Below are 22,536 nucleotides of genomic sequence, written 5' to 3' on the forward strand. Positions count from 1 at the left end.
TGGCCATCAGAAGAAGCCGGGGTACTCCTGCAGTCGCTCCTCGTACTCGGCGCGGTCCGCGTCGCTGAGCAGGGCGCTGGCGATCACGACCATCTGCAGACCCTCGAGCGGCTCGCCCGTCCGTGCGTTCTGCGCCTGTCGAGCCGCGAGGAAGTCGCCGGTCGGGTCGTTCGAGAGATCGAACACGTTGACGTAGAACCGCATCGGCTCGGGGAAGTTCTCGGCGTAGTACTCCCAGGTGTGCTGCTCGCGAGGATCGGCGCTGCCGTACAGCTTCTCGATCATCGACGGATCCATGCCGGAGTACTGGTCGTTGAACGAGTACAGGTACGACATCCCGTGCTCGGCGATGACCGAGTCGATCACGTCCATCACCTCGAGCTTGACGGAGTAGTCCTGGATCGGCTCGCTCGTCGCCCAGCCCGACGATGTGTACTCGATGAGCATCGACTCGCCCCCGTAGCCGTTGCGCTCGGGCCGGAGGTCCTCGCCGCCGACCTGCACCCACTCGTAGCCGAACTCCGCCGTGACGCGCGCCCTGACGTCGGCGAACAGCGCCTCGGACGCCGCGCGCACCTCTTCGAGAGACTGCTGCGTGAGAGCATCCTGCGGGTCGGTGTCCTTGATGCCAGGGTAGGCCTCCTCGTGCTTCTGCTCCTCGGTCTTCATGCCGTCGTACTCGCCGGATGCGGAGGTGCGCAGCGCGCCGATCCCCCCGACGGTCGCGACGTTGAAGACGAGCGTGATCGCGAGGGCGATCGCGCCCAGCGTCCGGGCGCGAGGGGAGAAGAGCGACCCGACGATGAGGGCCACCACGACCAGCTGGAGCGCCAGCATGGTGATGCCGTAGAGCACGTCCGTGCCTCCGGCGGCGAGGGTCACGAGCAGGATCACGGCGAAGAGGATGCCGGTGACGAGCGCGATCCAGCCGAGCGCGTTCGCGGGTCTGCTCGGCTCGTCCGCCGTCGCCGTCGCCGTCGCCGTCGCCGTCGCTACCGCGCCGGGTGTCGCCGGCTGCACGACGATCGGGCCCGCCTGCCGACGCGCGTTCCGATAACCCCCGGGAGGCGGCACGGGCGGTGCGCCCTCGGTCCCCGCGACATAACGGGCGCGCTGCTTCTCGTGGTCCATCACCATGGCTTGTCCGTTCCCGACCCGCCGCCGTCGTCGCCCTGCTGCTGATCGCGCTCCTGGGTGCCCTGTTCCAGCTGCTCCTTGAGGTCGTCGAGCTGCTGCTCCGACGGCTGGGGCTCGTCCTCCTGGGGCTGCTCCGGCTCCTCGGAAGGCGTCTGCTCCTGCTGCTGCTTCTGCTTGAGACGGTCCTCGAGGTCCTCCCGGCTCTGCTGCATGTCGCGGTCGGGGTCGGAGGACTGCTCCTGCGCCTCCTCGCTGTCGCACTCCGCGGGCATCTCCGTCGTGATCGTGAGCGCCTCCCCGTACAGCTCCGCCGCCGCGGCGCCGTCGCCGTCGCTGCGCGCGGCATCCCCCATCCGCTCGATCACGAGGGCCAGGTTGATCCGCACGCCGCAGACCTCGAGTCCCGTCGCGAGGCTCAGCGCCTCCTCGAGTTCGGTGCGGGCCTCGGGAAGCCGCTCAGCCCCGGCCAGCGCGGTGCCCACGTTGAAGGGCGCCTTGTACGGCTCGAACCAGTTCAGGAAGCCCTGGCCCCGTGCCGACGCCTCGGCTCCCGCGAAGTCGTCGACCACATACGCGGTGATCGACTGGTGCGCGAAGGCGTACATGCTCAGCAGCTTGCCGACGAACAGCAGCGCAGCGAGCGTCAGGGGGAGGGTCGCGATCGCGATCCAGCGGCGGATGCGGCGTCGACGGCGGTTCGACGCGAGCAGCGCGGCCGCGGCGGCGGCCCTGAGGTCGTCGGTCGTGCGGAGGTCGGTCACCGGGCGCCTCCGTCGGTCGGCGTCGCCCGGGAAGCGGGCCGGACGCGAAGATGACGCAGCCGGGCGATGAGCATGCTCGCCCGCACGAGTTCGACGCCGAGCAGGGCCACCACGATGAGGGCGGCGATCCAGTACAGCTCGGTGACGGTGCCGACCGAGCCCGACTCGGCGTAGCCGACGGTCGTCGACGGAGCCTCGGGCAGCGCCGGCTCGGCATCCGCGGACCGATGCTGGTACTCCACGCCGAGGTCTGCGGCGATCGCCTCGAGATTCTGCTCGTCGATCGTCGACAGCGCGTTCGCGCCCTGGTACTCGATGTATCCGCCCTGGTCCGACGGGTCGACGGAGCCGGTCGTCAGCTTCATCGGACCGCCCTCCGCGGTGCCGTATCCGAACACGGCGCCGGCGTCGGTCAGGCTCGCACCGCCGTCGAAGGGCTCGGGCGGCGAGGTCACCGTCTGCTCGCCGTCTCCGAAGTAGAACACCATGCGCGAGCGGTCGTCCGCGTTCTGCGCGGCGTTCGACAGCGTCTCCTGCAGCAGCGGAGCGGCGATGCCGATCGAGCTTCCCCGCGACTGGCTCGTCACCTCGGGGCGCAGCACGTCGAGCGACGAGATGAGCGACGTGGTGTCGGTGGTCAACGGCATCCGCAGATCGGCGGTGGCGTCGAACGTGATCAGGGCGAACCGGGCGCCGGGGTACTCCTCGACGATCCGCTGCACGTCGGCGCGCACTCCGTCGAGGCGCGGCTCCGCCCCGTTCCAGTCCTCCGCGACGATGCTCGCGGTCGTGTCGACGACGAGCACGATGTCCGTGTCGGTCGCGAGCGTCTCGGTCGCCCCTCCCGGGATTCCGGGTCGCAGGAACATGGTGAAGCAGGCGACGAGCATCACGAGCCGCAGAGCCCAGAGCGCCCTGCCGCGACCGGTGGCCTTCGTCAGCGCGATGACCGCGAGCGCCGCGACGGGCGCGCAGAGCAGCACCAGGAGGAGCACGTTGAGGACGGGCTGGAAGATCACAGTCTCACCCTCCACAGCACCACGATGAAGGACAGCATCGACACCAGGAGCACGACGATCCACAGGTTCGGGTCGTCGGTCCAGACGACCTGCGCCTGTCCCTTCAGCTCCGTGGCCTCCTGCTCCTGCACCTGAGCGACGATGTCGGCGACGGTCGTGGTGTCGCGCAGCCCGTATGCCGCGCCGCCGGTCGTCTCGGCGGCGTCGGACAGCTCGGCGCTCACGTCGGCGTCCTTGCCCTGCACGGGGTTCAGCGCGAACACCCGCACCCCGATCGACTTCGCGTACGCTGCGGCCTCGGGGAGAGCGACGATCGAGGCTCCGTTGATCTCGTTGTCCGTGGCGAAGATGATCGACCGCGAACGCTCGTCGTCGGGGTGGTCGAAGGCCATGGCGCACGCGGCGAGGCCGTCGCCGATCAGTGAGGCGCCGTTGCCGTTCAGCGTCCCGACCCAGTGCTCCGGCACCGGCTCCTCGAACAGGAAGCTCTCGCGAATGCTCTGCAGATGACCGCGGATGAAGTCGTAGTCGTCGGTGAGCGGGAAGATCTGCACGGGCGAGCTGTTGAAGATGGTCAGTCCGATCCGCTCGCCCTCGAAGTCCTCGAGCAGCTCCTCGAACACCGTGAGCACCTCGACGTCGACCTCGCTCATGGAGCCGGAGACGTCGAGGCACAGCATGATGTCGCGACTCGTGTTCACCGGCTGGATCGTCTGCGACGACATGGGCCGAGCGGCGACGACGCCGGCCGACAGCGTCGCGACGACGCCGATCAGCAGGATCGCCGACAGGGCCAGGATGCGACGGGTGAGCGCCTGGCGGAAGGTCGGCAGGGTGCGAAGGCGCTCCGCGCGAGCGATCCGAGCTCGTTCATGCGCCTCCGTGCGAGCGGTCCGACGGATGCCGAGCACGACGCCGAGCGCGATCGCGACGAGCGCCACGCCCGCGGCGACCAGGATCAGCCAGCCGTTCGCTAGTGCCATGTGCGCACCACCGTCCTCGCCGCCTCGGCCCCGGCGAGGGGATCGATCGACGGGCCCTGGCGGAAGATGCTCGGGTAGTAGTGGCGGTGCATCGCATCGATGAGCGCCGGATGCACGCCGCGGGCGACGAGGTCGTCGAGCGCCAGCACGGGCGCCTCGAGTCCGCTGTACTCGTTCACGAAGGTGCGCACGACGCGGCTCAGCTCGAGATTCGCGTGCCGTGCCGAGAGGGTGCGCGCGCGATAGTCGTCCTCGATGCGCTGGATGCGCTCCATGTACTCCACGCGCAGCTGCGACAGCACGTCCACCGTCTGCAGCACCGCGCCCTGCGCCTCTCCGGCGAGGTTCAGGTCTCGGCGGGGCCTGGTGAGGAGCACCACGACCCACGCGGCGACGATCAGCAGCATCAGGATGCCGAAGGCGAGGAGGATCCACCCCCACCCGTACTGCGCCGGCGGGTAGAGCTCATCGGGGGCGGGCATCCGACCTCCCACCCTGCGATCGGCTCGAGGCTCCGCCGGCGGTGGCGGCCGATCCGTATCGACGCGTGGCGAGCAGCTGCAGCAGCTGCGCGACGGCGTCGTCCTGATCGGCGAGCACGCTGTGGCTGATCTCCAGACGCCGGAGCAGGTCGGCGAGGCGCGCCGCATCGGCGGCCGCCTGCGCGGTGAGCTCGCGGACGATGTCGAGGTCGCCCTGCACGAAGTCCGGCACCTCCCACATGCTGTCGACGTCGGCGCGGATCGTCGCGGTGCTGTGGTCGAGCACGGGGTCGGCGTCGCGCACGGTGAGCCACAGCACGTCGTGCTGCACGCGCAGTCGGCGCAGCATCCGCTCGGTCTCCGTCGTGACGGGAGCCTCGTCGCTGATGACGACGACGATCATCCGGCGCGAGATCGTGCGGGTCACATACGAGAGAAGGGCGTCGCGGTCGCTCGGGGCCGTGCTCGTGTCGATCGCGTGCTCGATCGTGCGCAGCGCGTGTTCGAGCGCTCCCTCGCTGCGCCCCGGAGCTCGACGACGCACGCGATCCGCGTCTCCGTAGACGAGCGTGAAGTCGTCGCCGTGGCGCAGGGCGAGGACGCCCAGGACCCCCGTCGCGAGGATCGCGAGGTCCTTCTTCGACCTCTCGTCGTGCGCGAGGGCGCCCATCGATCGCCCGGTGTCCACGACGAACAGGATGGTGTGCATGCGCAGAGCCCGGTGCCGCTTGACCAGCGGCGTGCCCAGGCGTGCCGTCGCCCGCCAGTCGATGTCGCGCACCTGATCCCCGTACTCGTACTTGCGCAAGTCCTCGAAGTCGAGGCTGCGGCCGTGCAGCAGCGACGCGTAGGCGCCGTCGAGCGCGTGCAGCGACTTGCGCGACGAGTGGATGAAGAGCTTGCTCTTCACCTGGGTGATCAGGCTCGGCATGGGGTCAGGGAGTGGGCACGGCGGCGAAGATCTGGTCGATGATCTCCTCGCTGCGGATGCCCTCGGCGTCGGCCTCGAACGTGAGCAGCACGCGGTGCCGGAGCACGAGGTGGCGGAGGGCGCGGATGTCCTCGGGGAGGACATGGCTGCGGCCCTGGAGCAGTGCCAGAGCGCGGGACGCCTGCAGGAAGGCGATGCTCGCACGGGGGCTCGCGCCGTACTTGATGTAGCGGGCTCGCTCCTCGCCGATGTAGGGCGCGGGGTTCCGCGTGACGTACGCGATCGAGACGATGTAGTTGCGGATCGCCCGGTCGACGTAGATGCGGCTCGCGACGTCCTGCAGCATGTGCACGTCGTCGAGGGTGATGGCGCTCTCGACATGGCGGTCGGGATCGAGCACGCCCGAGTCGATGCGCCCGAGGATCTCGAACTCCTCGGCGGGGCTCGGGTACTCGACGATCTCCTTGAGCAGGAACCTGTCCATCTGCGCCTCCGGCAGCTCGTACGTGCCCTCCTGCTCGATGGGGTTCTGCGTCGCGATCACGAGGAACGGCTTCGGCAGGTGGTGGATCTCGCCGCCGATCGTGGTCTGATGCTCCTGCATCGCCTCGAGCATCGCGCTCTGCGTCTTCGCGCTCGAGCGGTTGATCTCGTCGAGCAGCACGAAGTTCGCGTGAACCGGGCCGAGCACGGTGCGGAACGACCCGGTGGCGGTGTCGTAGATCTGGTTGCCGGTGATGTCGCTGGGCAGCAGGTCGGGCGTGCACTGGATGCGCTTGAACTGGGCCTTCACGGTGTCGGCGAGGGTGCTCGCCGCCGTCGTCTTGGCGAGACCGGGCACGCTCTCGAGCAGGATGTGGCCGCCGGCGATCAGCGAGATCAGCAGGCTGGTGCGCAACCGCTCCTGGCCGACCATCTTCGCCGAGTACGCGTCGGAGACCGTCTTCAGCACGGCGCTCGCACGGCGCAGCTCGGCCTCGGACGGCGCCTCGGAGGTCGTGGACGCCGTCGGCGGGGCGGTGGCGGCAGGGGCGCTCGCGGCAGCCTCGGCGCGGGTCGCGGGCGGGGGCGGCGGCACCGACTGCCCGCCGGTCGACGCAGGGTATGGCTGACTCATGGATGTCTCCTCGCTTGCGCGTGGGAGGCGCGTGACGCTGATCCCCCGGAGACAGCGTAACCGCATCCGCCGACAGCGCTCCCGGCGTGGTCGGTAGGCGTCCACCGTGCGTTCGAATCGCGCACCTGGTGGCTAGTGGGGCCCTATTTCTGCACAGTGCGCGATTCGAAGGGGCTGCGGGAGGAGGCGGATGCCGCGCGGCGGCGCCCCACCCAGACCACCAGCGCCGCGACGCCGATGATCGCCACGGCGATGCCGATGATGTAGCCCGAGACGCCGAGGTATCCGCCGGGCACGATGTTCGGGTTGAGGAACGGGTACGGGTACCACCAGGCGTCGCCGGTGGCCGGCGCGATCACGAGGTTGGCGCGGATCATCGTGTACACCGCCCAGACGAGCGGGAAGATCGCCGCGCGTGCCCCTCGCTTTCAGGTGTTGGGGAAACGTGCGCGCCCGAGGCGGGGGGAGCCCGTGGTTAGCTGGAATCTCGTGTAACGAGACGAGGAACGATCATGGTGCAAGCGAGCGAGCTGCCCCCGGTGCTCTATGTGCCACTGGCCGAGGAGACGTCGAATGCGGCCGAGGCTCAGCTGGAGTACCGATTGACGAAGGACGGTCGCAAGGCCCTCCTGGCGTATTCCGCCCTCGACAGGCTGCATCGCGGTATGGGTGCGGAGCAGCCGTGGGCTGCCGTCCCGACCGTCCAGCTCGAGCGCTTCCGTGAGATCGATCGGTTCGACACAGTCGTCATCGACATCGTCATGCCGACGCGCCTGCGGCGGGGAGCCGATGGCGACGCCGCGCGAGACGCCGAAGCGCGCGGGCAGGCATGATCCGGGTCGACGGCGAGGCGACCGCCAGCGGGATCGCCGCGGTTCGCGTCGGGATCGAGGACTTCGACGCGACGATCGCCGCAGCGAATCCCGGCAAGGGCGACCTGGGTGCGGCCGTCGGCGTCCTCGCAGACGTGCTCGCGCTGACAACGGACATCGCGCTGAGACTGGTCGTCGAGGTCGACACCATCGCGGGAGCGGCCGAGGCCGCCGTGGGCGACCTTGGCGCGATGGAAGATTTCGCAAGGGAGCGGGTTTCGGAGCTGCAGGCGGGTCTCGAATGAGCATGGTCCAGGAGACGAGGATCGACGGATTGCCCGACGACATCGAGACGATCGCGATCTTCCTGAAGAACAAGGTTGCCGGGGCGGCTGAGAACCTCTCGAGCGACCTCTCCTCCGCGCGGACGGCGACAGTGGACGGATGGACGGGGTCGGGAGCGGAGGCCTTTGCGGACACCGCGACGACCGCAACCACTTCCGTCACGACGTACGGCACCGAGGCGGCGGGTGTGGGAAGGTCGGTCCTCGTGCTTGCCGACGCGCTGCGGGATGCTCAGAGCCGGATGGCCGGCGCGCGGGCCATCGCGACCGATGCCGGCCTCACCGTGTCGGGAACACAGGTACATCGACCAGGCAGCGCTCCGGTGCGCGAATACGAGGCCGACGCGCCGGGCACCGAGACGGCGTCGAGCGTTGCGGCGACCGCGTCCCACGCGGCCCAGGTGCAGACCTGGAACACGGTCGTGTCGGAGGCCGAGGCGGCGAACACTCAGTGGCAGGACGCCCTTGACACCTTCGCGACCGCGTGGGCGGCGTCCGGGGCGAACATGCTCACCGTCCTGACGGGGCTGCTCACCGGGGCGATCACGGGCGGAGCTCTCGCGAACGCGGCGTTCCGACTGACGAGCACGAAGGTGACGAACGCCGAACGCCTGGCGTCGCTGACCAAGTCGCTGGACAGCGTCGGAACTCCTTCGGGCGCGATCAACGGGCCGAAGTCGAACTTCTATAGCCTCCTCGACGAGGCCGACGACGTGACCAGGCTCCTGTCGAAGACCGAAGATCTGCTCGCCGGAGGCGAGAAGGGGCTCATGGGCACCCTGCGGGCCGGAGCGGCGATCAGCAAGGGGCTCCTCGTGCTCGGAGTCGCAGGAACGGGCTATGCGATCTACGACGACATCGCCAACGGCGGCGAGTCCTGGCAGCAGGCCGCCGCGTCGAACATCGGGGGCATGGCCGCGGGCATCGGAGCCGGGGCGGGAACGGGCGCGATCATCGGCTCGTTCATCGTGCCGCCCGCCGGCACGACCGTCGGTGCCGCCGCAGGGGCCGTGGTCGGCGGTGTCGTCGGCGTCTTCACGTCAGGGATGATCGACGGCATGTTCGAGGGGGCGGGGAACGTTCTCGAGTCCGGATGGAACGAGCTCGTCGACACCGGCGAGGCGATGGGCGATGCGACCGGCGCCGTCGGCGATGCGGTGGGCGGCGCCTGGAATTCGATCTTCGGGTGACACGGCGACGATGAAGACACTCCGAACGATGCCGCGAACCGCGCTCGAGTACGCCATCGGACGCCCACTGTGGGTGGGGGTCGTCGTGCTGAACGTCATCCTCGCGGCGGCTGCCGCGGCGGTGTGCGCAGCGGCGTATCTGCAGGACACCACATCCATGCGGTCGATCGTCGGCGTACTGGTCGCCGTCCCCGTGCTGTGGTCGGTCTTCGCGGTGACCCTCTGGCTCACCACACTCTCTCGCCGCCGCGTCAGCGCCGACGATATCCGCCGTTCGAGCGCGACCGTCTCGGGCGGCGTCCTCCTGGCCGGATCAAAGCTGGTGCCGACGATGACGATGATCTCGGCGCTCGCCGCGGCGGCGACCCTCGCTGTCGTTGCCGTGACCGTCGGCGGTGGGTGGCGGATCCTCTGGGCACTGCTCGCCGTTCTCCTGCTCGGTCCGGTCATCAGCCATCTGATCTCGCTGAGACAGCCGCGCCGACTGTTCTTGCATCCGCGCGGCCTCGGCTCCGCGACCTTTCACCTCGACGCCGAGGTGCACTGGGACGACATCCAGAGCATTGACATCGGCGTCGGCATGAACAACTCGATGGTGCTCAAGGTCGCCGTGCGTCCTGGGGCGCCCAGCTATCGGGAGAGATGGCGCCATCCGTTCTCGCGCAGGCGCGGTGTGATCGACGTCGACCCGTCAGCGCTGGGCGTGGACGGCACGCTGCTCTGGCTCGCGCTCCGTCTCTACCGGCTCGAGCCCTCGACGAGAGAGGAGCTCCGTGGTGACGGTGTGCCGGGTCGGCTTCTCGATGCGAGTGAGGCGCTCGCATCGACGCCTCAGCATGTGAGCGCGCCCGTGCTCTCGGTGTTCAGCCCTGAGGGCGCGCGTCGGTAGGCGGCCGCCGTGCGTTCGAATCGCGCACCTGGTGGCTAGTGGGGCCCTATTTCTGCACAGTGCGCGATTCGAAGGGGCTGCGGGAGGAGGCGGATGCCGCGCGGCGGCGCCCCACCCAGACCACCAGCGCCGCGACGCCGATGATCGCCACGGCGATGCCGATGATGTAGCCCGAGACGCCGAGGTATCCGCCGGGCACGATGTTCGGGTTGAGGAACGGGTACGGGTACCACCAGGCGTCGCCGGTGGCCGGCGCGATCACGAGGTTGGCGCGGATCATCGTGTACACCGCCCACACGATCGGGAAGATCGCCGCGATGAAGATCGTGCTCCAGGGCAGCGCTCGGCGACGCGGAGCGAGCAGCACGTCGAGCAGCAGCACGATCGGGAAGACGACGTGCAGCACCTCGTTCGACCACGGGACGGTCGATCCCTGCGGGAGGGCGTAGCCGCGCAGCAGCGTGTTGTAGACGATGCCGGTGACGATCATGTACGTGCTCGCGCACACCAGAAGCACGGCGAACCAGTGCGGCTCGGGCTCGCTGTCGCGGCGGTGGCGGATCGCCCAGATCGCGCCGGTGATCAGCACGACCGCGGCCAGGATGTTCGAGTCGATGGTGAAGAAGCTGAAGAAATTCCACCACACCGTCGGCAGATGGCTGCCCCACGGGGTCGTATCGGCGGCGGCGATCTGGAGCGTGAGCGAGAGCTGGGCGATCACGGCTGCGAGGCTCAGCGCTGCCGCGGCCAGTCGGGCGTAGGGCCACCAGGTCGTCATGTTCGCCTCCGGGAGCATAGTGACGTTCGCGCACACTTTATCGGTCACGATGCATCTCAGGCATAGACCGACATATCAATATGTCGATACTGTCTCCCCGAGAGACGACGGTGCACCCCGGGGGATGGCTCATGAGCGACGGCACGGCAGGATCGATCGGCACGGAGAAGCGACGACGGACCTGGAAGTGGCGCGGCGGCCTCAGCATCCAGTCGAAACTGCTCATCATGCTGCTGGCCGTCAGCCTGACGTCGTCGGCGATCGTCGGCATCATCGGCTTCGTGAACGGTCGGGATTCCCTGCGAGACTCGGCGATCGATCAGCTCACCACGATCCGCGAGCTGCGGGCGACCGCCATCGAGAACGAGTTCGCCGCCATCCAGCGCGGAGTGATGCTGGACTCCCGCAATGCCAGCGCGGTCGAGGGCGCCACCGCCTTCGTGGACGCATTCGCCGAACTGCAGTCGGCCGAACTTGCGCCGGAGGCGACGGCGACCCTCGAGAGCTACTACGCCGACTCCTTCGTTCCCGCGCTCGAAGAGCGCAGCGGTCTCGAGTACGAGCCATCGGCGTTCATCCCCGCATCGCCGGCCGGCAGGTACATCCAGTCCCTGTACACCGCCGGTCGCGACTACGACGATTACGACGCCGGGCTCGCACTGGCGGATGCCGGTGACGACAGCGCCTGGACGAGAGCGAACGTGGAGTACGGTCCGTACTTCACCGGACTCGTCGACACGCTCGACTATGAGGACGTGCTGATCCTCGACACCGATGCGAACGTCGTCTTCAGTGCATACAAGAGCGTCGACCTGGGTGTGAACGTGCAGGCCGAGCCCTACGCGAACTCCACGCTGACCGCGGCGTACGAGCAGGTCATGCGCAACGGGTCGCTCGACGAGGTCGCGACGACCGACTTCGAAAGGTACCTTCCGTCGCTCAACGTGCCGACGGCGTGGGTGCTGTCTCCGATCGGCACGGCGACGAACATCATCGGCGTCATCGCCGTGCAGGTGCCGGTTGACCAGATCAACAGGGTCATGACCGGCGGCGAGCAGTGGGAGGAGCAGGGTCTCGGAGATACCGGTGAGGTATATCTCGCCGCCGCCGACCAGCTCATGCGCTCGACCTCACGGCTTCTCGCTGAGGACCCCGAGCGGTACGAGGAAGTCGTCGTCGAGAACGGCACCGCACCGGGGGTCGCGGCCCGGATCCTGCAGGTCGACGGCACCGTGCAGCTGCAGCCGGTGGACGGCGAGGCGGTCACCGAGGCGCTCAAGGGCCGCACCGGCACGGCGATCGCCGCCGAGTACACGAACGCGCAGAGCCTCGTCGCGTATGCACCCCTCGAGATCGACGGACTCAACTGGGTCATCGTGGCGCACATGGACCAGGACGAAGCCTTCGCCCCGGTCAGTGATTTCACCCGCACGCTGCTGCTGTCGCTGCTCGGCATCCTGCTCGGCGTCTCGCTGCTGTCTCTGCTGCTCGCACAGGTGTTCACGCGACCCGTGCACCGACTCGTCGGGGCCGTGCACCGCGTCGCCGAGGGCGACCTCGACGTGCAGGTGCCCCAGGGTTCGCGCGACGAGTTCGGCGACCTCGGCAGCGCCTTCAACGACATGGCGTCGAGTCTGCGCATCAAGCAGGAGCTCATCGACGAGCAGCAGGTCGAGAACGAGAAGCTGCTGCTCACGCTCATGCCCGAGCGTGTCGCCGAGCGGTACAAGAAGGGCGACGAGGCGATCTCCGAGGCGCACGAGAACGTGTCGGTGGTGTTCGCCGAGCTCATCGGCTTCGACGACTACGCTCGCGGGCTCTCTCCCGAACAGGAGATCCAGCACCTCAACACGCTCATGCGGGGCTTCGACGAGGCCGCTGAGAAGGCCGGCGTCGAGAAGGTGCGCACGCTGCGCGGCGGCTACCTCGCCTCCTCCGGGCTCATCGTCCCCCGGGTCGACAACGTGCGCCGCAGCGTCGACTTCGCGAAGAACCTGCTCGGCGTGGTCGAGCGCTTCAATGCGCAGAACGGGGCGTCCATCGGCATCCGCGCGGGCGTCGACACCGGCACGGTCACGAGCGGTCTCGTCGCCAGGACGAGCCTCGCCTACGACCTGTGGGGCGACGCCGTGAATCTCGCGTACCGCGTGCGGTCGGTGACCGGCGAGCCGGGTGTGTACGTCAGCCAGACGGTCTACGACCGCACGCGGGAGATCTTCACCTTCCACGAAGCGGGGACCGTCGAGGCGCACGGCACGACCGAGACCGTCTGGAAGGTGGCCTGAGATGGTCGAGGACGCGTTCCGCGACGGCTGGGGATGGTGGGTCATCGCGCTCGCCGTCGGGGTTCCGGTGCTGCTCGTCGTCCTCACCGAGCTGATCAACGGCCTGCGCCGACGCAACAACCCCGCCGCAGGCCCCCTGAGGCTGCTGCGGAACGCTGTCATCCCCGTCGGGGCGCTGTTCGCTCTGCTGGCCTTCGCGATCCAGTCGCCCGCCGATCAGGTGTGGACGCGAGTCGTCGCGACGGTGTTCGGGTTCCTCGTCATCCTGCTGCTGCTGTCGTCGTTCAACGTGGCTCTCTTCGCGAACGCCGCGGACGACTCGTGGCGCAAGCGCATCCCCACGATCTTCATCGAGATCGCACGGCTCGTGCTTGTCGCGCTCGGTCTCGCGCTCCTCTTCTCCTGGGTGTGGGATGCCGACGTCGGCGGCCTCTTCACGGCGCTCAGCGTCGGGTCGATCGTCATCGGCCTCGCACTGCAGAACGCCGTCGGCGGTGTGATCTCGGGCCTGCTCCTGCTGTTCGAGCAGCCGTTCAAGATCGGCGACTTCCTCGACGCCGCCGGCGTCAGAGGTCGCGTCGTCGAGGTCAACTGGCGTGCCGTGCACATCGACACCGGCTCGGGCATCCAGATCGTGCCGAACTCGAGCCTGTCCGGGGCGTCGTTCACGAACCTGTCTGAGCCGGAAGGGCCGTTCTCTGCCGACGCCTCGGTGAAGTTCGCGACCGACGACCCGCCGCACGAGGTCATGGCTCTGCTGATCGAGGTCGCCGACGCGCTGCCCATGCGGGTCGCCGGCGAGCGGGCCTCGGTGAGCTACACGGGGGCGGGCGCGTTCAACGTGTCGATCCCGGTGGCCGGACCGTCGGATGCCGGTCGGGCGCTGTCGACGTACCTCTCGTGGCTCTGGTACGCCGCCCGTCGCCGAGGCTTCGCGCTCGACGGCGACTCGTCGGATCCGATCGCCGAGCCGGGCCGTCTTGCCGAGGCGCTCGCCGAGATCGCCGGGACACTGCACCTGCACGACGACGACCGTGAGGCCCTCCTGCAGTCATCGCACCTGGAGCGTTACGGCGTCGGAGAGGTCGTGCTGCCGAGCGGGGTCGTGCCCGATGAGGTGCGGGTGGTCGTGTCGGGACGCGCGGTGCTGACGGTGGAGGTCGACGGCGGACGGATCGAGTTCGCCAGCGCGGAGCGTGGTGATCTCATCGGGCAGACCGCCCTGACCCGTGAGCGCACGCAGGCCGTGACGGTGGCGGGTGAGATCCTGACCGTCGTCGTGCTGCCGCTCGCGACGGTGGACGAGCTCATCCGCACCCGTCCTCGACTCGCGGCGGAGATCGGCGAGTCCCTGGAACTCAAGCGCAAGCTCGCCGGAGAGATGCTCGCCAGCCTCGAGACGCAGCGGGGATCGGACCTGCGGCGAGGGGCCGTGTCTCCGCGCTGACGCGGTGCGAGGCGGTGAGCCGATGCATCGCGCTGAACCGGTGCGGGGCCGAATGGCATCGGCCGCACGGTGCGGGGTCAGGAACGCACCTTCGGCGTGGTGCGGGGTCAGGAACGCATCGGAGAGTGCCGTGCGCGCTGCTTTCCTGACCCCGCACGACTCGCGACACGGGTCGTCAGGCGCGACGGCCCCAGCGCATGCGGGTGACGAGCACGCCGAGCAGGCACAGTGCGCCCCCGACGAACATGAGCAGCGTCGGCACCTCCCCCAGGATCGCCCACGACATCAGGATCGCGATGGCCGGCACCACGTAGGTGGTCGCCGAGGTCTGGCCTGCGGTGCTGCGCTGCAGCACGTACGCCCAGGTCGTGAAGGCGATCGCCGTGGGGAAGATCCCGAGGTAGACCACCCACAGCGTCGCATCGAGGGGCGCCGTCTGCAGCGCGCCGACGAGGCTGCCCGACCACGGCAGCAGCGCGACCGTCCCGGTCACGGCGCCGAGGAAGGTGAGCGTCGTCGCGTCGGAACCGGCGCTCAGCAGGTGCTTCTGCAGCAGCGTGCATCCGGCGTACATGACGGCGGCGAGCAGCGCGAGCAGCAGGCCGGTGATGTCGGGGCCGGCAGTGGTCGAGGAGTTCATGCCGATCAGCACGACGCCGAGGAACGCGATCGGCGCCCCGACGAGCAGCGGCTGGGGGAAGCCCTCGCGCAGGAAGAGGCCGCTGAAGACCACGACCATGAGCGGTGCGAGGTTCACGACCATCGCCGCGGTGCCGGCGTCGAGCGTGCGCTCGGCCGCGTTGAGCGCGAGGTTGTACACGCAGAACCAGCCGACGCCCCACACGGCGACGAGCCGCCAGTGCCGGCGCTCGGGAAGACGGATGCCGTGTCGCATCGCGATGATCGCGAGCACCGCACTGCCCACGGCCATGCGCAGCAGCGCGAGTGCGCCGGGGTCGAAGTGCGGGCCCGCCCCACGGATGCCGATGAACGCCGAGGCCCAGAGGACGACCGTGACGAGGGCGGCGACGAGGACGAGCGGCCCCTGGCGGCGCGGCGCGTCCGCGGTGGCGGCGCTCATGGTGCGATCGGTCTTCGGCATCCTCCGATGGTGGCACCTGCCACCGACATCGCGCGATGCGCAGAAGCGTCAGCATCCGTTGTATTCCGGTCAGCATCCGGCGCACCCGGTGTGCGAGCGTCGCGAGCGGCGGAAACGGCCCCGAAACCGCCCTTCGATAGGATGGACCTGCCCGCAGAGGGCCAGCTCATCAGCCGGTGCAAACCCGGCGACAGCAAGGGGGACACCCATGCCAGGAATCGTTATCGTCGGCGTCCAGTGGGGCGATGAGGGCAAGGGCAAGGCCACCGACCTGCTCGGCGAGCGCACCGACTGGGTCGTGAAGTTCAACGGCGGCAACAACGCCGGGCACACGGTCGTGGTCGGCAACGAGAAGTACGCGCTGCACCTGCTCCCCTCCGGCATCCTCTCGCCCGGCGTGACGCCGGTCATCGGCAACGGCGTCGTGATCGACCTCGAGGTGCTGTTCCACGAGCTCGAGGCGCTCGGCGCCCGCGGCATCGACGTCTCCCGCCTCAAGGTGAGCGCCAACGCGCACATCATCACCCAATACCACCGCACGCTCGACAAGGTCACCGAGCGCTTCCTGGGCAAGCGCAACATCGGCACCACCGGTCGCGGCATCGGGCCGGCGTACGCCGACAAGATCAACCGCGTCGGCATCCGCGTGCAGGACCTCTTCGACGAGAACATCCTGCGTCAGAAGGTCGAGGGCGCCCTCGACCAGAAGAACCACCTGCTGGTGAAGGTCTTCAACCGTCGTGCGGTCACCGTCGACGAGATCGTCGAGGAGCTCCTCTCCTACGCCGAGCGCCTGCGGCCGATGGTCGCCGACACCGGCTACCTCATCGCCGAGGCGCTCGACCGCGGCGAGGTCGTCGTGTTCGAGGGCGGTCAGGCGACCATGCTCGACATCGACCACGGCACCTACCCCTTCGTCACGTCGTCGACCGCGACGGCGGCGGGGGCGGCATCCGGCTCCGGCGTCGGTCCCGGCGCTCTCGACCGCATCGTCGGCATCGTCAAGGCCTACACGACCCGCGTCGGATCCGGTCCGTTCCCCACGGAGCTGTTCGACGAGAGCGGCGAATGGCTGCGCTCCCGCGGCTTCGAGTTCGGCACCACCACCGGACGCCCTCGCCGGGTCGGCTGGTACGACGCCCCCATCACGCGCTACGCCACCAGGGTCAACGGCATCACCGATCTCGTGCTGACGAAGCTCGACATCCTCACCGGGCTCGAGCAGATCCCGGTGTGCGTCGCCTACGACGTCGACGGCGAGCGCTTCGACGAGGTGCCCGTCAACCAGACCGACTTCCATCACGCGACGCCCGTCCTCGAGTACTTCCCCGGCTGGTCGGAGGACATCTCGACGGCGCGGACGTTCGACGATCTGCCGAAGAACGCGCAGCACTACGTGCTCGCGCTCGAGTCGATGAGCAACACGCGCATCTCGGTGATCGGCGTCGGACCGGAGCGCGACCAGGTCGTCGTGCGCCACGACCTCCTCGACTGAGCCGTGACCCGATTCTGGCTCGGCGGCTACGGCGCCCCGATGGACGGGACCGCTGAGGGCATCGGCCTGCTCGCCGGCGACGAGGGCGCGCCGACGGCGCTCTCGTACCGCGGCGCCGTCACCCGGACGCCGTCCCCGTCGTGGCTCGCGCAGCACCCCGCTCTCGACGTCGTCTACGCGGCGCTCGAGGGGGATGCCGTAGTGCAGGCCTTCGTGCGCACCGGCGAATCGACGCTGCGTCCTCTGGGCGAGCCGGTCGAGGCGGGGGACTCCGTCTGCCACGTGGCGGTCTCGCCGCGCGGCGACTTCGTCGTCGCGAGCTGCTACGGCGACGGGCGCGTCGTGCGCATCGGCGTCGACGCCGACGGGCGACTGATCCCGGATGCCGCCAACAAGGCCGCCGAGCTTCGTGCGGCGCTCCTCGGCGAACCCCTCGAGACGTCGGCGCCCGCGGGTGTCGCCGCCGCGGCATCCGACCCGTACACCGGATCGCGGACCGCATCCGGCGACGAGCGGACCTCGCACGCCCATGCCGCCGCATTCCTCCGCGACGGACGCATCGCGACCACCGACCTGGGGTTCGACCTCGTGCGGATCTGGCGGCCCGGCCCCGCAGGCCTCGCGCTCGACCACGAGGTCGTCCTGCCGCAGGGCACCGGACCGCGCCACATGGTGGTGCACCCGAGCGGCCACCTCCACGTCGTGACGGAGTACTCGTGCGAGGTGTTCACGCTCGCCGCGGGCCGCGACGGGACCTGGGCCGTCGTCTCCTCGGTGCTGTCGAGCCCGATCGCCGAGATCGGGACCGACTCCCCCGCCGAGCTCGCGCGGAGCCGTGACGGGCAGTTCCTGTACACCGCGCTGCGCGGGAGCAACACGATCGCCGCGCTGCGGGTGCGGGGTGCGGGCGAGGGCCTCGAGCCGTTCGCGCTCGCCGACTCGGGAGTCGACTGGCCCCGGCACCATCTGGTGCACGAGGGCAAGCTGCTGGTCGCCGGGCAGCGGTCCGAGACGATCGCGCTGCTCGACCTCGACGAGCGGACGGGCGCGCCGCTCGGCATCCGCCATCAGGCTCCCGCGCCGACGCCGACGCACTTCCTGCTCGTCCGCTGACGCGTCGGCGCGACCGGGATCGGATGCCCGCGGTTCACGATTCAGCATGGATGCCCGGCCGCGGCGCGGACAACCGCTTTCCGGGCTCGTCCAACGCCCTCCGTGCTGAGTTGTGAACCGCGCTGCGTTCACAACTCCGGAGATCCGGCCCCGAAACGGCCGCCCGCCCCTCGTCGGCACCGTTTCGCCGCAGGATCTCCGGAGTCATGAACCGGCACCGCCGGAGAGCCGACCCGCCCGGCCGCATCCCCGCGGAACAACACACCCGTGACTCGACGTTGCTGATAGGCAAGACTGGACGACGGAGAGGTGCGACGCGATGACTGCTGAGAAGACCGACGAATACGACCTGATCGTGCTGGGCGGAGGTCCGGTCGGCGAGAACGTCGCGGACCGCGCCGTGCAGGGCGGGCTGACCGCGATCATCGTGGAGAGCGAGCTCGTCGGCGGCGAGTGCTCGTACTGGGCCTGCATGCCGTCGAAGGCGCTGCTCCGCTCGGCCCAGGCGCTGCGTGCCGCGCAGCACGTGGCCGGCGCCAAGGAGGCGGTGACCGGGACGCTCGACGTGCGCGCCGTCTTCGATCGCCGCGACGGCTTCACGAGCAACTGGTCGGACGACGGCCAGGTGAAGTGGCTCGACTCGGCGGGCATCGACCTGGCTCGCGGCCACGGGCGGCTCTCCGGCGAGCGCGAGGTGACGGTGACGGATGCCGACGGCGGCACGCGTGTGCTCCGCGCCCGGCACGCCGTCGCCGTGAGCACGGGATCGGATGCCGTCATCCCGCCGATCGACGGTCTGCGCGAGGCGTCGCCCTGGACCAGTCGCGAGGCCACGAGCGCCGAGGAGCTGCCCGAGTCGCTCGCCGTGATCGGCGGCGGCGTCGTCGCGGTCGAGATGGCCACCGCCTACGCGGCGCTCGGCTCGACGGTGACGCTGATCGCCCGCAGCGGCCTGCTCGGGTCGATGGAGCCGTTCGCCGGAGAGCGGGTGGCCGCCGGGCTGAAGGAGCTCGGCGTCGACGTGCGCACCGACACCGGCACGACGAGCGTGACGCGCACGGACGGCGGGGTCGAGATCGTCCTCGACGACGGCTCGACGATCACGGCCGCCGAGGTGCTCGCCGCGACCGGCCGGTCGCCCCGCAGCGGCGACATCGGTCTCGACGCGGTCGGGCTCGAGCCCGGACGGTGGATCGAGGTCGACGACACGATGCGCGTCCCGGGGTCGGACTGGCTGTACGCGGTCGGCGACGTCAACGGCCGGGTGCTGCTGACGCACCAGGGCAAGTACCAGGGGCGCGCCGCCGGCGACGTGATCGCCGCCCGCGCGAAGGGCGACGACGTCGACGATGCTCCGTGGGGTCGCCATGTCGCGACCGCCGACCACGCCGGCGCGCCGCAGGTGACGTTCTCGATTCCCGAGGTCGCCTCCGTCGGCCTGACCGAGGCCGCCGCGCGCGAGGCCGGTCACGAGGTCGCGGTCGTGGACTACGACCTCGGCGGGGTCGCGGGGGCGAGTCTGTACGAGGACGGCTTCGACGGTCAGGCGCGACTCGTGATCGACGCGGATCGGGACGTGATCCTGGGAGCGACGTTCGTCGGACCCGAGGTCGCCGAGCTCGTGCAGACCGCCACCGTCGCGATCGTCGGCGAGGTCCCCCTGTCGCGGCTGTGGCACGCGGTCCCGGCCTACCCGACCGTCAGCGAGGTCTGGCTGCGACTGCTCGAGGGCTACGGGCGGCAGTCCGCATGACCATTCGGGGCGGGATGCCGGGAGGGAGGGCGCGCGGCGCCATCCGATCCCGCATCCGCTCCGAACACCCATCACCGACTCGGACGCGTCCGGCGCGCTCGGGGACGGATTGTTTCCCACATTGACACCCTCGAGCGCAAGTGTTCGGCCGATGTCGGACACCTCTTATACGCTCGAACCCACCGAGGAGGCAGGACCATGAAGGCTGTACTCGCAGGAACCGTCATCGCCGAGGCCGATGAGAAGGATCTCATCGAGATCGAGGGGAACTGGTACTTCCCTCCGGCATCCGTCGCGCCCGGTGCGCTCGTCGAGAGCCCCACCCCGTACACGTGTCCCTGGAAGGGCGTGTGCCAGTACTACTCCATCGACGACGGCCAGGGCGTGCACAAGGATCTCGCCTGGTCCTACCCGAACCCCTACCCGAGCGCCTTCGACCGCGTCGGCAAGGACTTCTCCGGCTACGTGGCCTTCGCGCCCGGCGTCGACGTCACACCGTAGCCGTCGGCCGCCTCAGCCCCGCTTCGAGCCGCCCCACCGTCTGGAGACGCGCCCATGATCGAGTTCCGCAACGTCACGAAGCGGTTCCCCGACGGCACCCTCGCCGTGAACGACTTCAGCCTCGTGCTGCCGTCGCGCAAGACCACCGTGTTCGTCGGGTCGTCCGGCTGCGGCAAGACCACGCTGCTGCGCATGATCAACCGCATGGTCGAGCCGACCTCCGGCGAGGTCGAGATCGACGGCGAGGACGTGCTCGGCGGCGACCCGGTGCAGCTGCGCCGCCGCATCGGGTACGTGATGCAGAACTCCGGGCTGATGCCGCACTTCACCGTCATCGACAACGTCGCCACGGTGCTGCGTCTGACCGGGGTCAAGAAGGCCGCGGCGCACGAGCGCGCGCGTGAGCTGCTCGGCACGGTCGGCCTCGACCAGTCGCTCGCCGAGCGGTATCCCAGCCAGCTGTCCGGTGGTCAGCAGCAGCGCGTGGGCGTGGCGCGCGGACTCGCCGCCGACCCCAACATCCTCCTGATGGACGAGCCGTTCGGCGCGGTGGACCCGATCGTCCGCGCCGACCTGCAGCAGGAGACCCTGCGCCTGCAGCGCGAGCTCGACAAGACCGTCGTCTTCGTCACGCACGACATCGACGAGGCGTTCCTGCTCGGCGACCAGGTCGTGATCCTCGACAAGGGCGCCCGGGTCGTGCAGGTCGGCAGCCCGAGCGAGATCATCGAGAACCCGGCGGACGACTTCGTGGCGTCGTTCATCGGCGCCGACCGCGGTCGTCGCGCGCTGCACCTGAAGGAGACGCCGAACGGCACCGTCGTCGTCGATTCCGAGGGGCGCACGCAGGGCGCGATCGTGGCGGGCGCGGAGAGGTCCGACGGGCCGCTGGCGGGTCCGGATGCGGCGGCGCTGGGCGCCGTCCAGGGCGGACTCACGTGAACTGGGTCACGGACAACCTCGACCTCATCCTCGAGCTGACGCCCGTGCACCTGCGCCAGAGCATCATCCCGATCGTGCTCGGCTTCGTGCTGTCGCTGCCGCTCGGGTGGGTGGCGTGGCGATTCCGCCTCGTGCGCGGGCCGATCATCGTGCTCACCGGCCTCCTCTACACGATCCCCTCGCTGGCGCTCCTGATCCTGCTGCCGTCGGTCGTCGGGTACTCCCCGCGCAGCGAGGCCAACCTCATCGTCGCGCTGACGATCTACGCGATCGCGATCCTCGTGCGCGGGGTGTCCGACGGTCTCGACTCCGTCGACGACGACATCCGCCAGGCGGCGACGGCCACCGGCTTCGGGTCCTTCCGACGCTTCTGGGCGGTCGAGTTCCCGCTCGCCGGTCCCGTGATCCTGGCCAGTCTCCGGGTCACCGCGGTGAGCACCATCTCGCTGGCGACCGTCGGCATCCTCATCGGCATCAGGAACCTGGGATACCTCTTCACGAACGGCCTCGACCGCCGGATCATCGCCGAGGTGTTCGCCGGCATCATCGCCGTCGTCGTGATCGCGCTCGTGATCGACCTGCTGCTCCTGCTCGCCGGCCGGGCGCTCATGCCCTGGACCCGTGCCGCGACGAAGACGACCGCAGCCCAGCCGGTCGCCGTGGGGGCTCCCGCATGAACCTCTTCCTCGAGGCCTTCGCCTGGATGATCGCCCCGGCCCAGTGGACCGGCAACTACGCGCTGCCGAAGCTGCTGGGCGAGCACCTGACCCTCACGGCGATCTCGGTCGTGATCGCGGCGGTCATCGCGGTCCCGCTCGGCTGGCTCATCGGCCACACCGGCAAGGGACGCGAGATCGCGGTGGCGGTGTCGGGTGCGGCGCGCGCGGTCCCGGCCTTCGGCCTGATGATCCTGCTCGTGCTGCTGCTCGGCGTGCTGCGCATCCCCGAGGCCGCCATCACGACGTTCGTGCTGCTGGCGATCCCGTCGCTCCTCGCCGGGGCGTACACGGGCCTCGAGGCGATCGACCGTCGGGTGATCGATGCCGCGAAGGCCATGGGGATGACGGGCTGGCAGGTCTTCTGGAAGGTCGAGGTGCCGCTCGGCCTCCCGCTGCTCGTCGGCGGCCTCCGTGCGGCTCTGCTGCAGGTCATCGCGACCGTCACGATCGCCGCCTACGTCGGACTCGGCGGACTCGGCTACCCGATCATCCAGGGCATCCCGCTCCAGCGCTTCGACCAGGTGGTCGCGGGCGCGATCCTCGTCGCCGTGCTCGCGCTGCTGGTCGACCTGCTGCTCGGCGTCGCCCAGCACCTGGCCGTGCCGAGAGGCCTGCGCACGGGCGGCCGTTCCTCCGGCCGTCGCGCACGCGCCCTCGCACCCGCGGCCGAACCCTCCACGTCCGAGCACGCCTCGGAGCACGGCTCGACGCCCGAGCCCGCCACAGCCTGAGTCCA

General features: G+C 69.7%; 23 protein-coding genes. 13 read left to right on the forward strand and 10 right to left on the reverse strand.

The genetic code is table 11. The features are described 5' to 3' along the window. Positions 1-6 precede the first annotated feature (6 nt). The 8 genes from A4X16_RS03140 to A4X16_RS03175 all read right to left on the reverse strand — a co-directional run bounded on the left by A4X16_RS03140 (position 7) and on the right by A4X16_RS03175 (position 6,807). Positions 7-1,137 (reverse strand): hypothetical protein, encoded by a 1,131-nt coding sequence (locus A4X16_RS03140; protein WP_067116222.1) that lies wholly within the window; start codon positions 1,135-1,137, stop codon positions 7-9. Further along, positions 1,131-1,898 carry a hypothetical protein gene (locus A4X16_RS03145; protein ID WP_067116225.1) on the reverse strand — a complete coding sequence of 256 codons (768 nt, stop codon included), beginning with the start codon at positions 1,896-1,898 and terminating at the stop codon, positions 1,131-1,133. The genes A4X16_RS03140 and A4X16_RS03145 overlap by 7 nt, the downstream gene beginning before the upstream one ends. Then, positions 1,895-2,932 (reverse strand): vWA domain-containing protein, encoded by a 1,038-nt coding sequence (locus A4X16_RS03150; RefSeq protein ID WP_231880250.1) that lies wholly within the window; start codon positions 2,930-2,932, stop codon positions 1,895-1,897. The genes A4X16_RS03145 and A4X16_RS03150 overlap by 4 nt, the downstream gene beginning before the upstream one ends. Further along, positions 2,914-3,900: a VWA domain-containing protein gene (locus A4X16_RS03155; RefSeq protein WP_231880251.1), complete on the reverse strand. Its 987-nt coding sequence runs from the start codon at positions 3,898-3,900 to the stop codon at positions 2,914-2,916. The genes A4X16_RS03150 and A4X16_RS03155 overlap by 19 nt, the downstream gene beginning before the upstream one ends. Then, complete coding sequence (locus A4X16_RS03160) at positions 3,891-4,382, reverse strand: hypothetical protein (RefSeq protein ID WP_067116232.1); 492 nt, start codon at positions 4,380-4,382, stop codon at positions 3,891-3,893. The genes A4X16_RS03155 and A4X16_RS03160 overlap by 10 nt, the downstream gene beginning before the upstream one ends. Further along, positions 4,366-5,313 (reverse strand): DUF58 domain-containing protein, encoded by a 948-nt coding sequence (locus A4X16_RS03165; RefSeq protein ID WP_082914243.1) that lies wholly within the window; start codon positions 5,311-5,313, stop codon positions 4,366-4,368. Before A4X16_RS03165 ends, A4X16_RS03160 begins: the two co-directional genes overlap by 17 nt. Before the next feature lie 4 nt (positions 5,314-5,317). After that, positions 5,318-6,430, reverse strand: coding sequence for an AAA family ATPase (locus tag A4X16_RS03170; protein ID WP_231880252.1), 1,113 nt, complete (start codon positions 6,428-6,430; stop codon positions 5,318-5,320). A gap of 143 nt (positions 6,431-6,573) precedes the next feature. After that, on the reverse strand, positions 6,574-6,807 hold the full coding sequence (locus tag A4X16_RS03175; RefSeq protein WP_197491758.1) for a hypothetical protein: 234 nt from the start codon (positions 6,805-6,807) through the stop codon (positions 6,574-6,576). A 135-nt stretch (positions 6,808-6,942) separates the two neighbouring features. Here A4X16_RS03175 and A4X16_RS03180 point away from each other — a divergent pair, with 135 nt between their 5' ends. From A4X16_RS03180 to A4X16_RS03195, 4 genes are read left to right on the forward strand one after another with little or no spacing between them, the layout of a single operon-like run. Then, on the forward strand, positions 6,943-7,263 hold the full coding sequence (locus A4X16_RS03180; RefSeq protein WP_067116237.1) for an SAV_915 family protein: 321 nt from the start codon (positions 6,943-6,945) through the stop codon (positions 7,261-7,263). After that, positions 7,260-7,547 carry a hypothetical protein gene (locus tag A4X16_RS03185; protein ID WP_067116240.1) on the forward strand — a complete coding sequence of 96 codons (288 nt, stop codon included), beginning with the start codon at positions 7,260-7,262 and terminating at the stop codon, positions 7,545-7,547. Before A4X16_RS03180 ends, A4X16_RS03185 begins: the two co-directional genes overlap by 4 nt. Then, on the forward strand, positions 7,544-8,776 hold the full coding sequence (locus tag A4X16_RS03190) for a hypothetical protein (RefSeq protein WP_157559932.1): 1,233 nt from the start codon (positions 7,544-7,546) through the stop codon (positions 8,774-8,776). Before A4X16_RS03185 ends, A4X16_RS03190 begins: the two co-directional genes overlap by 4 nt. A 28-nt stretch (positions 8,777-8,804) precedes the next feature. Beyond that, positions 8,805-9,665 carry a hypothetical protein gene (locus A4X16_RS03195; RefSeq protein ID WP_157559933.1) on the forward strand — a complete coding sequence of 287 codons (861 nt, stop codon included), beginning with the start codon at positions 8,805-8,807 and terminating at the stop codon, positions 9,663-9,665. Positions 9,666-9,711: 46 nt separating this feature from the next. Here A4X16_RS03195 and A4X16_RS03200 read toward each other — a convergent pair whose 3' ends face one another. Continuing rightward, positions 9,712-10,443 carry a Pr6Pr family membrane protein gene (locus A4X16_RS03200; RefSeq protein ID WP_067116432.1) on the reverse strand — a complete coding sequence of 244 codons (732 nt, stop codon included), beginning with the start codon at positions 10,441-10,443 and terminating at the stop codon, positions 9,712-9,714. 131 nt (positions 10,444-10,574) lie between these two features. On the opposite strand from A4X16_RS03200, the gene A4X16_RS03205 reads away from it, so the two are divergent. Together A4X16_RS03205 and A4X16_RS03210 are read left to right on the forward strand one after the other, a co-directional pair. After that, positions 10,575-12,728, forward strand: a complete 2,154-nt coding sequence (locus tag A4X16_RS03205) for an adenylate/guanylate cyclase domain-containing protein (RefSeq protein ID WP_197491759.1) — start codon at positions 10,575-10,577, stop codon at positions 12,726-12,728. A 1-nt stretch (position 12,729) separates the two neighbouring features. After that, positions 12,730-14,175 carry a mechanosensitive ion channel domain-containing protein gene (locus A4X16_RS03210; protein WP_067116249.1) on the forward strand — a complete coding sequence of 482 codons (1,446 nt, stop codon included), beginning with the start codon at positions 12,730-12,732 and terminating at the stop codon, positions 14,173-14,175. Positions 14,176-14,350: 175 nt separating this feature from the next. Here A4X16_RS03210 and A4X16_RS03215 read toward each other — a convergent pair whose 3' ends face one another. Next, entirely contained in the window at positions 14,351-15,277 is a 927-nt protein-coding gene (locus A4X16_RS03215; RefSeq protein ID WP_082914245.1) for a DMT family transporter, read from the reverse strand. A gap of 208 nt (positions 15,278-15,485) precedes the next feature. Here A4X16_RS03215 and A4X16_RS03220 point away from each other — a divergent pair, with 208 nt between their 5' ends. From A4X16_RS03220 to A4X16_RS03250, 7 genes are all read left to right on the forward strand, one after another. Further along, entirely contained in the window at positions 15,486-16,772 is a 1,287-nt protein-coding gene (locus tag A4X16_RS03220) for an adenylosuccinate synthase (protein WP_067116252.1), read from the forward strand. Positions 16,773-16,775: 3 nt separating this feature from the next. Then, entirely contained in the window at positions 16,776-17,885 is a 1,110-nt protein-coding gene (locus tag A4X16_RS03225; RefSeq protein ID WP_082914246.1) for a lactonase family protein, read from the forward strand. 319 nt (positions 17,886-18,204) lie between these two features. Then, complete coding sequence (locus A4X16_RS03230) at positions 18,205-19,638, forward strand: dihydrolipoyl dehydrogenase family protein (RefSeq protein ID WP_067116255.1); 1,434 nt, start codon at positions 18,205-18,207, stop codon at positions 19,636-19,638. A 198-nt stretch (positions 19,639-19,836) separates the two neighbouring features. After that, positions 19,837-20,139 carry a DUF427 domain-containing protein gene (locus A4X16_RS03235; RefSeq protein WP_067116258.1) on the forward strand — a complete coding sequence of 101 codons (303 nt, stop codon included), beginning with the start codon at positions 19,837-19,839 and terminating at the stop codon, positions 20,137-20,139. A gap of 54 nt (positions 20,140-20,193) precedes the next feature. After that, entirely contained in the window at positions 20,194-21,081 is an 888-nt protein-coding gene (locus A4X16_RS03240; RefSeq protein ID WP_067116261.1) for an ABC transporter ATP-binding protein, read from the forward strand. Further along, positions 21,078-21,758 carry an ABC transporter permease gene (locus A4X16_RS03245; RefSeq protein ID WP_067116262.1) on the forward strand — a complete coding sequence of 227 codons (681 nt, stop codon included), beginning with the start codon at positions 21,078-21,080 and terminating at the stop codon, positions 21,756-21,758. Before A4X16_RS03240 ends, A4X16_RS03245 begins: the two co-directional genes overlap by 4 nt. After that, a complete protein-coding gene (locus tag A4X16_RS03250) occupies positions 21,755-22,531 on the forward strand; it encodes an ABC transporter permease (protein WP_067116265.1) in 777 nt (258 codons plus the stop codon). Before A4X16_RS03245 ends, A4X16_RS03250 begins: the two co-directional genes overlap by 4 nt. Positions 22,532-22,536 lie beyond the last annotated feature (5 nt).

Origin of the sequence: Microbacterium sp. H83 (assembly GCF_001650405.1) — a bacterium.
In the GTDB taxonomy this organism is placed as follows: Bacteria; Actinomycetota; Actinomycetes; order Actinomycetales; family Microbacteriaceae; genus Microbacterium.

Coding starts and splice junctions, on each gene's coding strand:
- A4X16_RS03140 (WP_067116222.1), bottom strand. CDS start 1,137: ATGGTGATGGACCACGAGAAGCAGCGCGCCCGTTATGTCGCGGGGACC.
- A4X16_RS03155 (WP_231880251.1), bottom strand. CDS start 3,900: ATGGCACTAGCGAACGGCTGGCTGATCCTGGTCGCCGCGGGCGTGGCG.
- A4X16_RS03160 (WP_067116232.1), bottom strand. CDS start 4,382: ATGCCCGCCCCCGATGAGCTCTACCCGCCGGCGCAGTACGGGTGGGGG.
- A4X16_RS03165 (WP_082914243.1), bottom strand. CDS start 5,313: ATGCCGAGCCTGATCACCCAGGTGAAGAGCAAGCTCTTCATCCACTCG.
- A4X16_RS03170 (WP_231880252.1), bottom strand. CDS start 6,430: ATGAGTCAGCCATACCCTGCGTCGACCGGCGGGCAGTCGGTGCCGCCG.
- A4X16_RS03175 (WP_197491758.1), bottom strand. CDS start 6,807: ATGATCCGCGCCAACCTCGTGATCGCGCCGGCCACCGGCGACGCCTGG.
- A4X16_RS03180 (WP_067116237.1), top strand. CDS start 6,943: ATGGTGCAAGCGAGCGAGCTGCCCCCGGTGCTCTATGTGCCACTGGCC.
- A4X16_RS03185 (WP_067116240.1), top strand. CDS start 7,260: ATGATCCGGGTCGACGGCGAGGCGACCGCCAGCGGGATCGCCGCGGTT.
- A4X16_RS03190 (WP_157559932.1), top strand. CDS start 7,544: ATGAGCATGGTCCAGGAGACGAGGATCGACGGATTGCCCGACGACATC.
- A4X16_RS03195 (WP_157559933.1), top strand. CDS start 8,805: ATGCCGCGAACCGCGCTCGAGTACGCCATCGGACGCCCACTGTGGGTG.
- A4X16_RS03200 (WP_067116432.1), bottom strand. CDS start 10,443: ATGACGACCTGGTGGCCCTACGCCCGACTGGCCGCGGCAGCGCTGAGC.
- A4X16_RS03205 (WP_197491759.1), top strand. CDS start 10,575: ATGAGCGACGGCACGGCAGGATCGATCGGCACGGAGAAGCGACGACGG.
- A4X16_RS03210 (WP_067116249.1), top strand. CDS start 12,730: ATGGTCGAGGACGCGTTCCGCGACGGCTGGGGATGGTGGGTCATCGCG.
- A4X16_RS03215 (WP_082914245.1), bottom strand. CDS start 15,277: ATGCCGAAGACCGATCGCACCATGAGCGCCGCCACCGCGGACGCGCCG.
- A4X16_RS03220 (WP_067116252.1), top strand. CDS start 15,486: ATGCCAGGAATCGTTATCGTCGGCGTCCAGTGGGGCGATGAGGGCAAG.
- A4X16_RS03230 (WP_067116255.1), top strand. CDS start 18,205: ATGACTGCTGAGAAGACCGACGAATACGACCTGATCGTGCTGGGCGGA.
- A4X16_RS03235 (WP_067116258.1), top strand. CDS start 19,837: ATGAAGGCTGTACTCGCAGGAACCGTCATCGCCGAGGCCGATGAGAAG.
- A4X16_RS03240 (WP_067116261.1), top strand. CDS start 20,194: ATGATCGAGTTCCGCAACGTCACGAAGCGGTTCCCCGACGGCACCCTC.
- A4X16_RS03250 (WP_067116265.1), top strand. CDS start 21,755: ATGAACCTCTTCCTCGAGGCCTTCGCCTGGATGATCGCCCCGGCCCAG.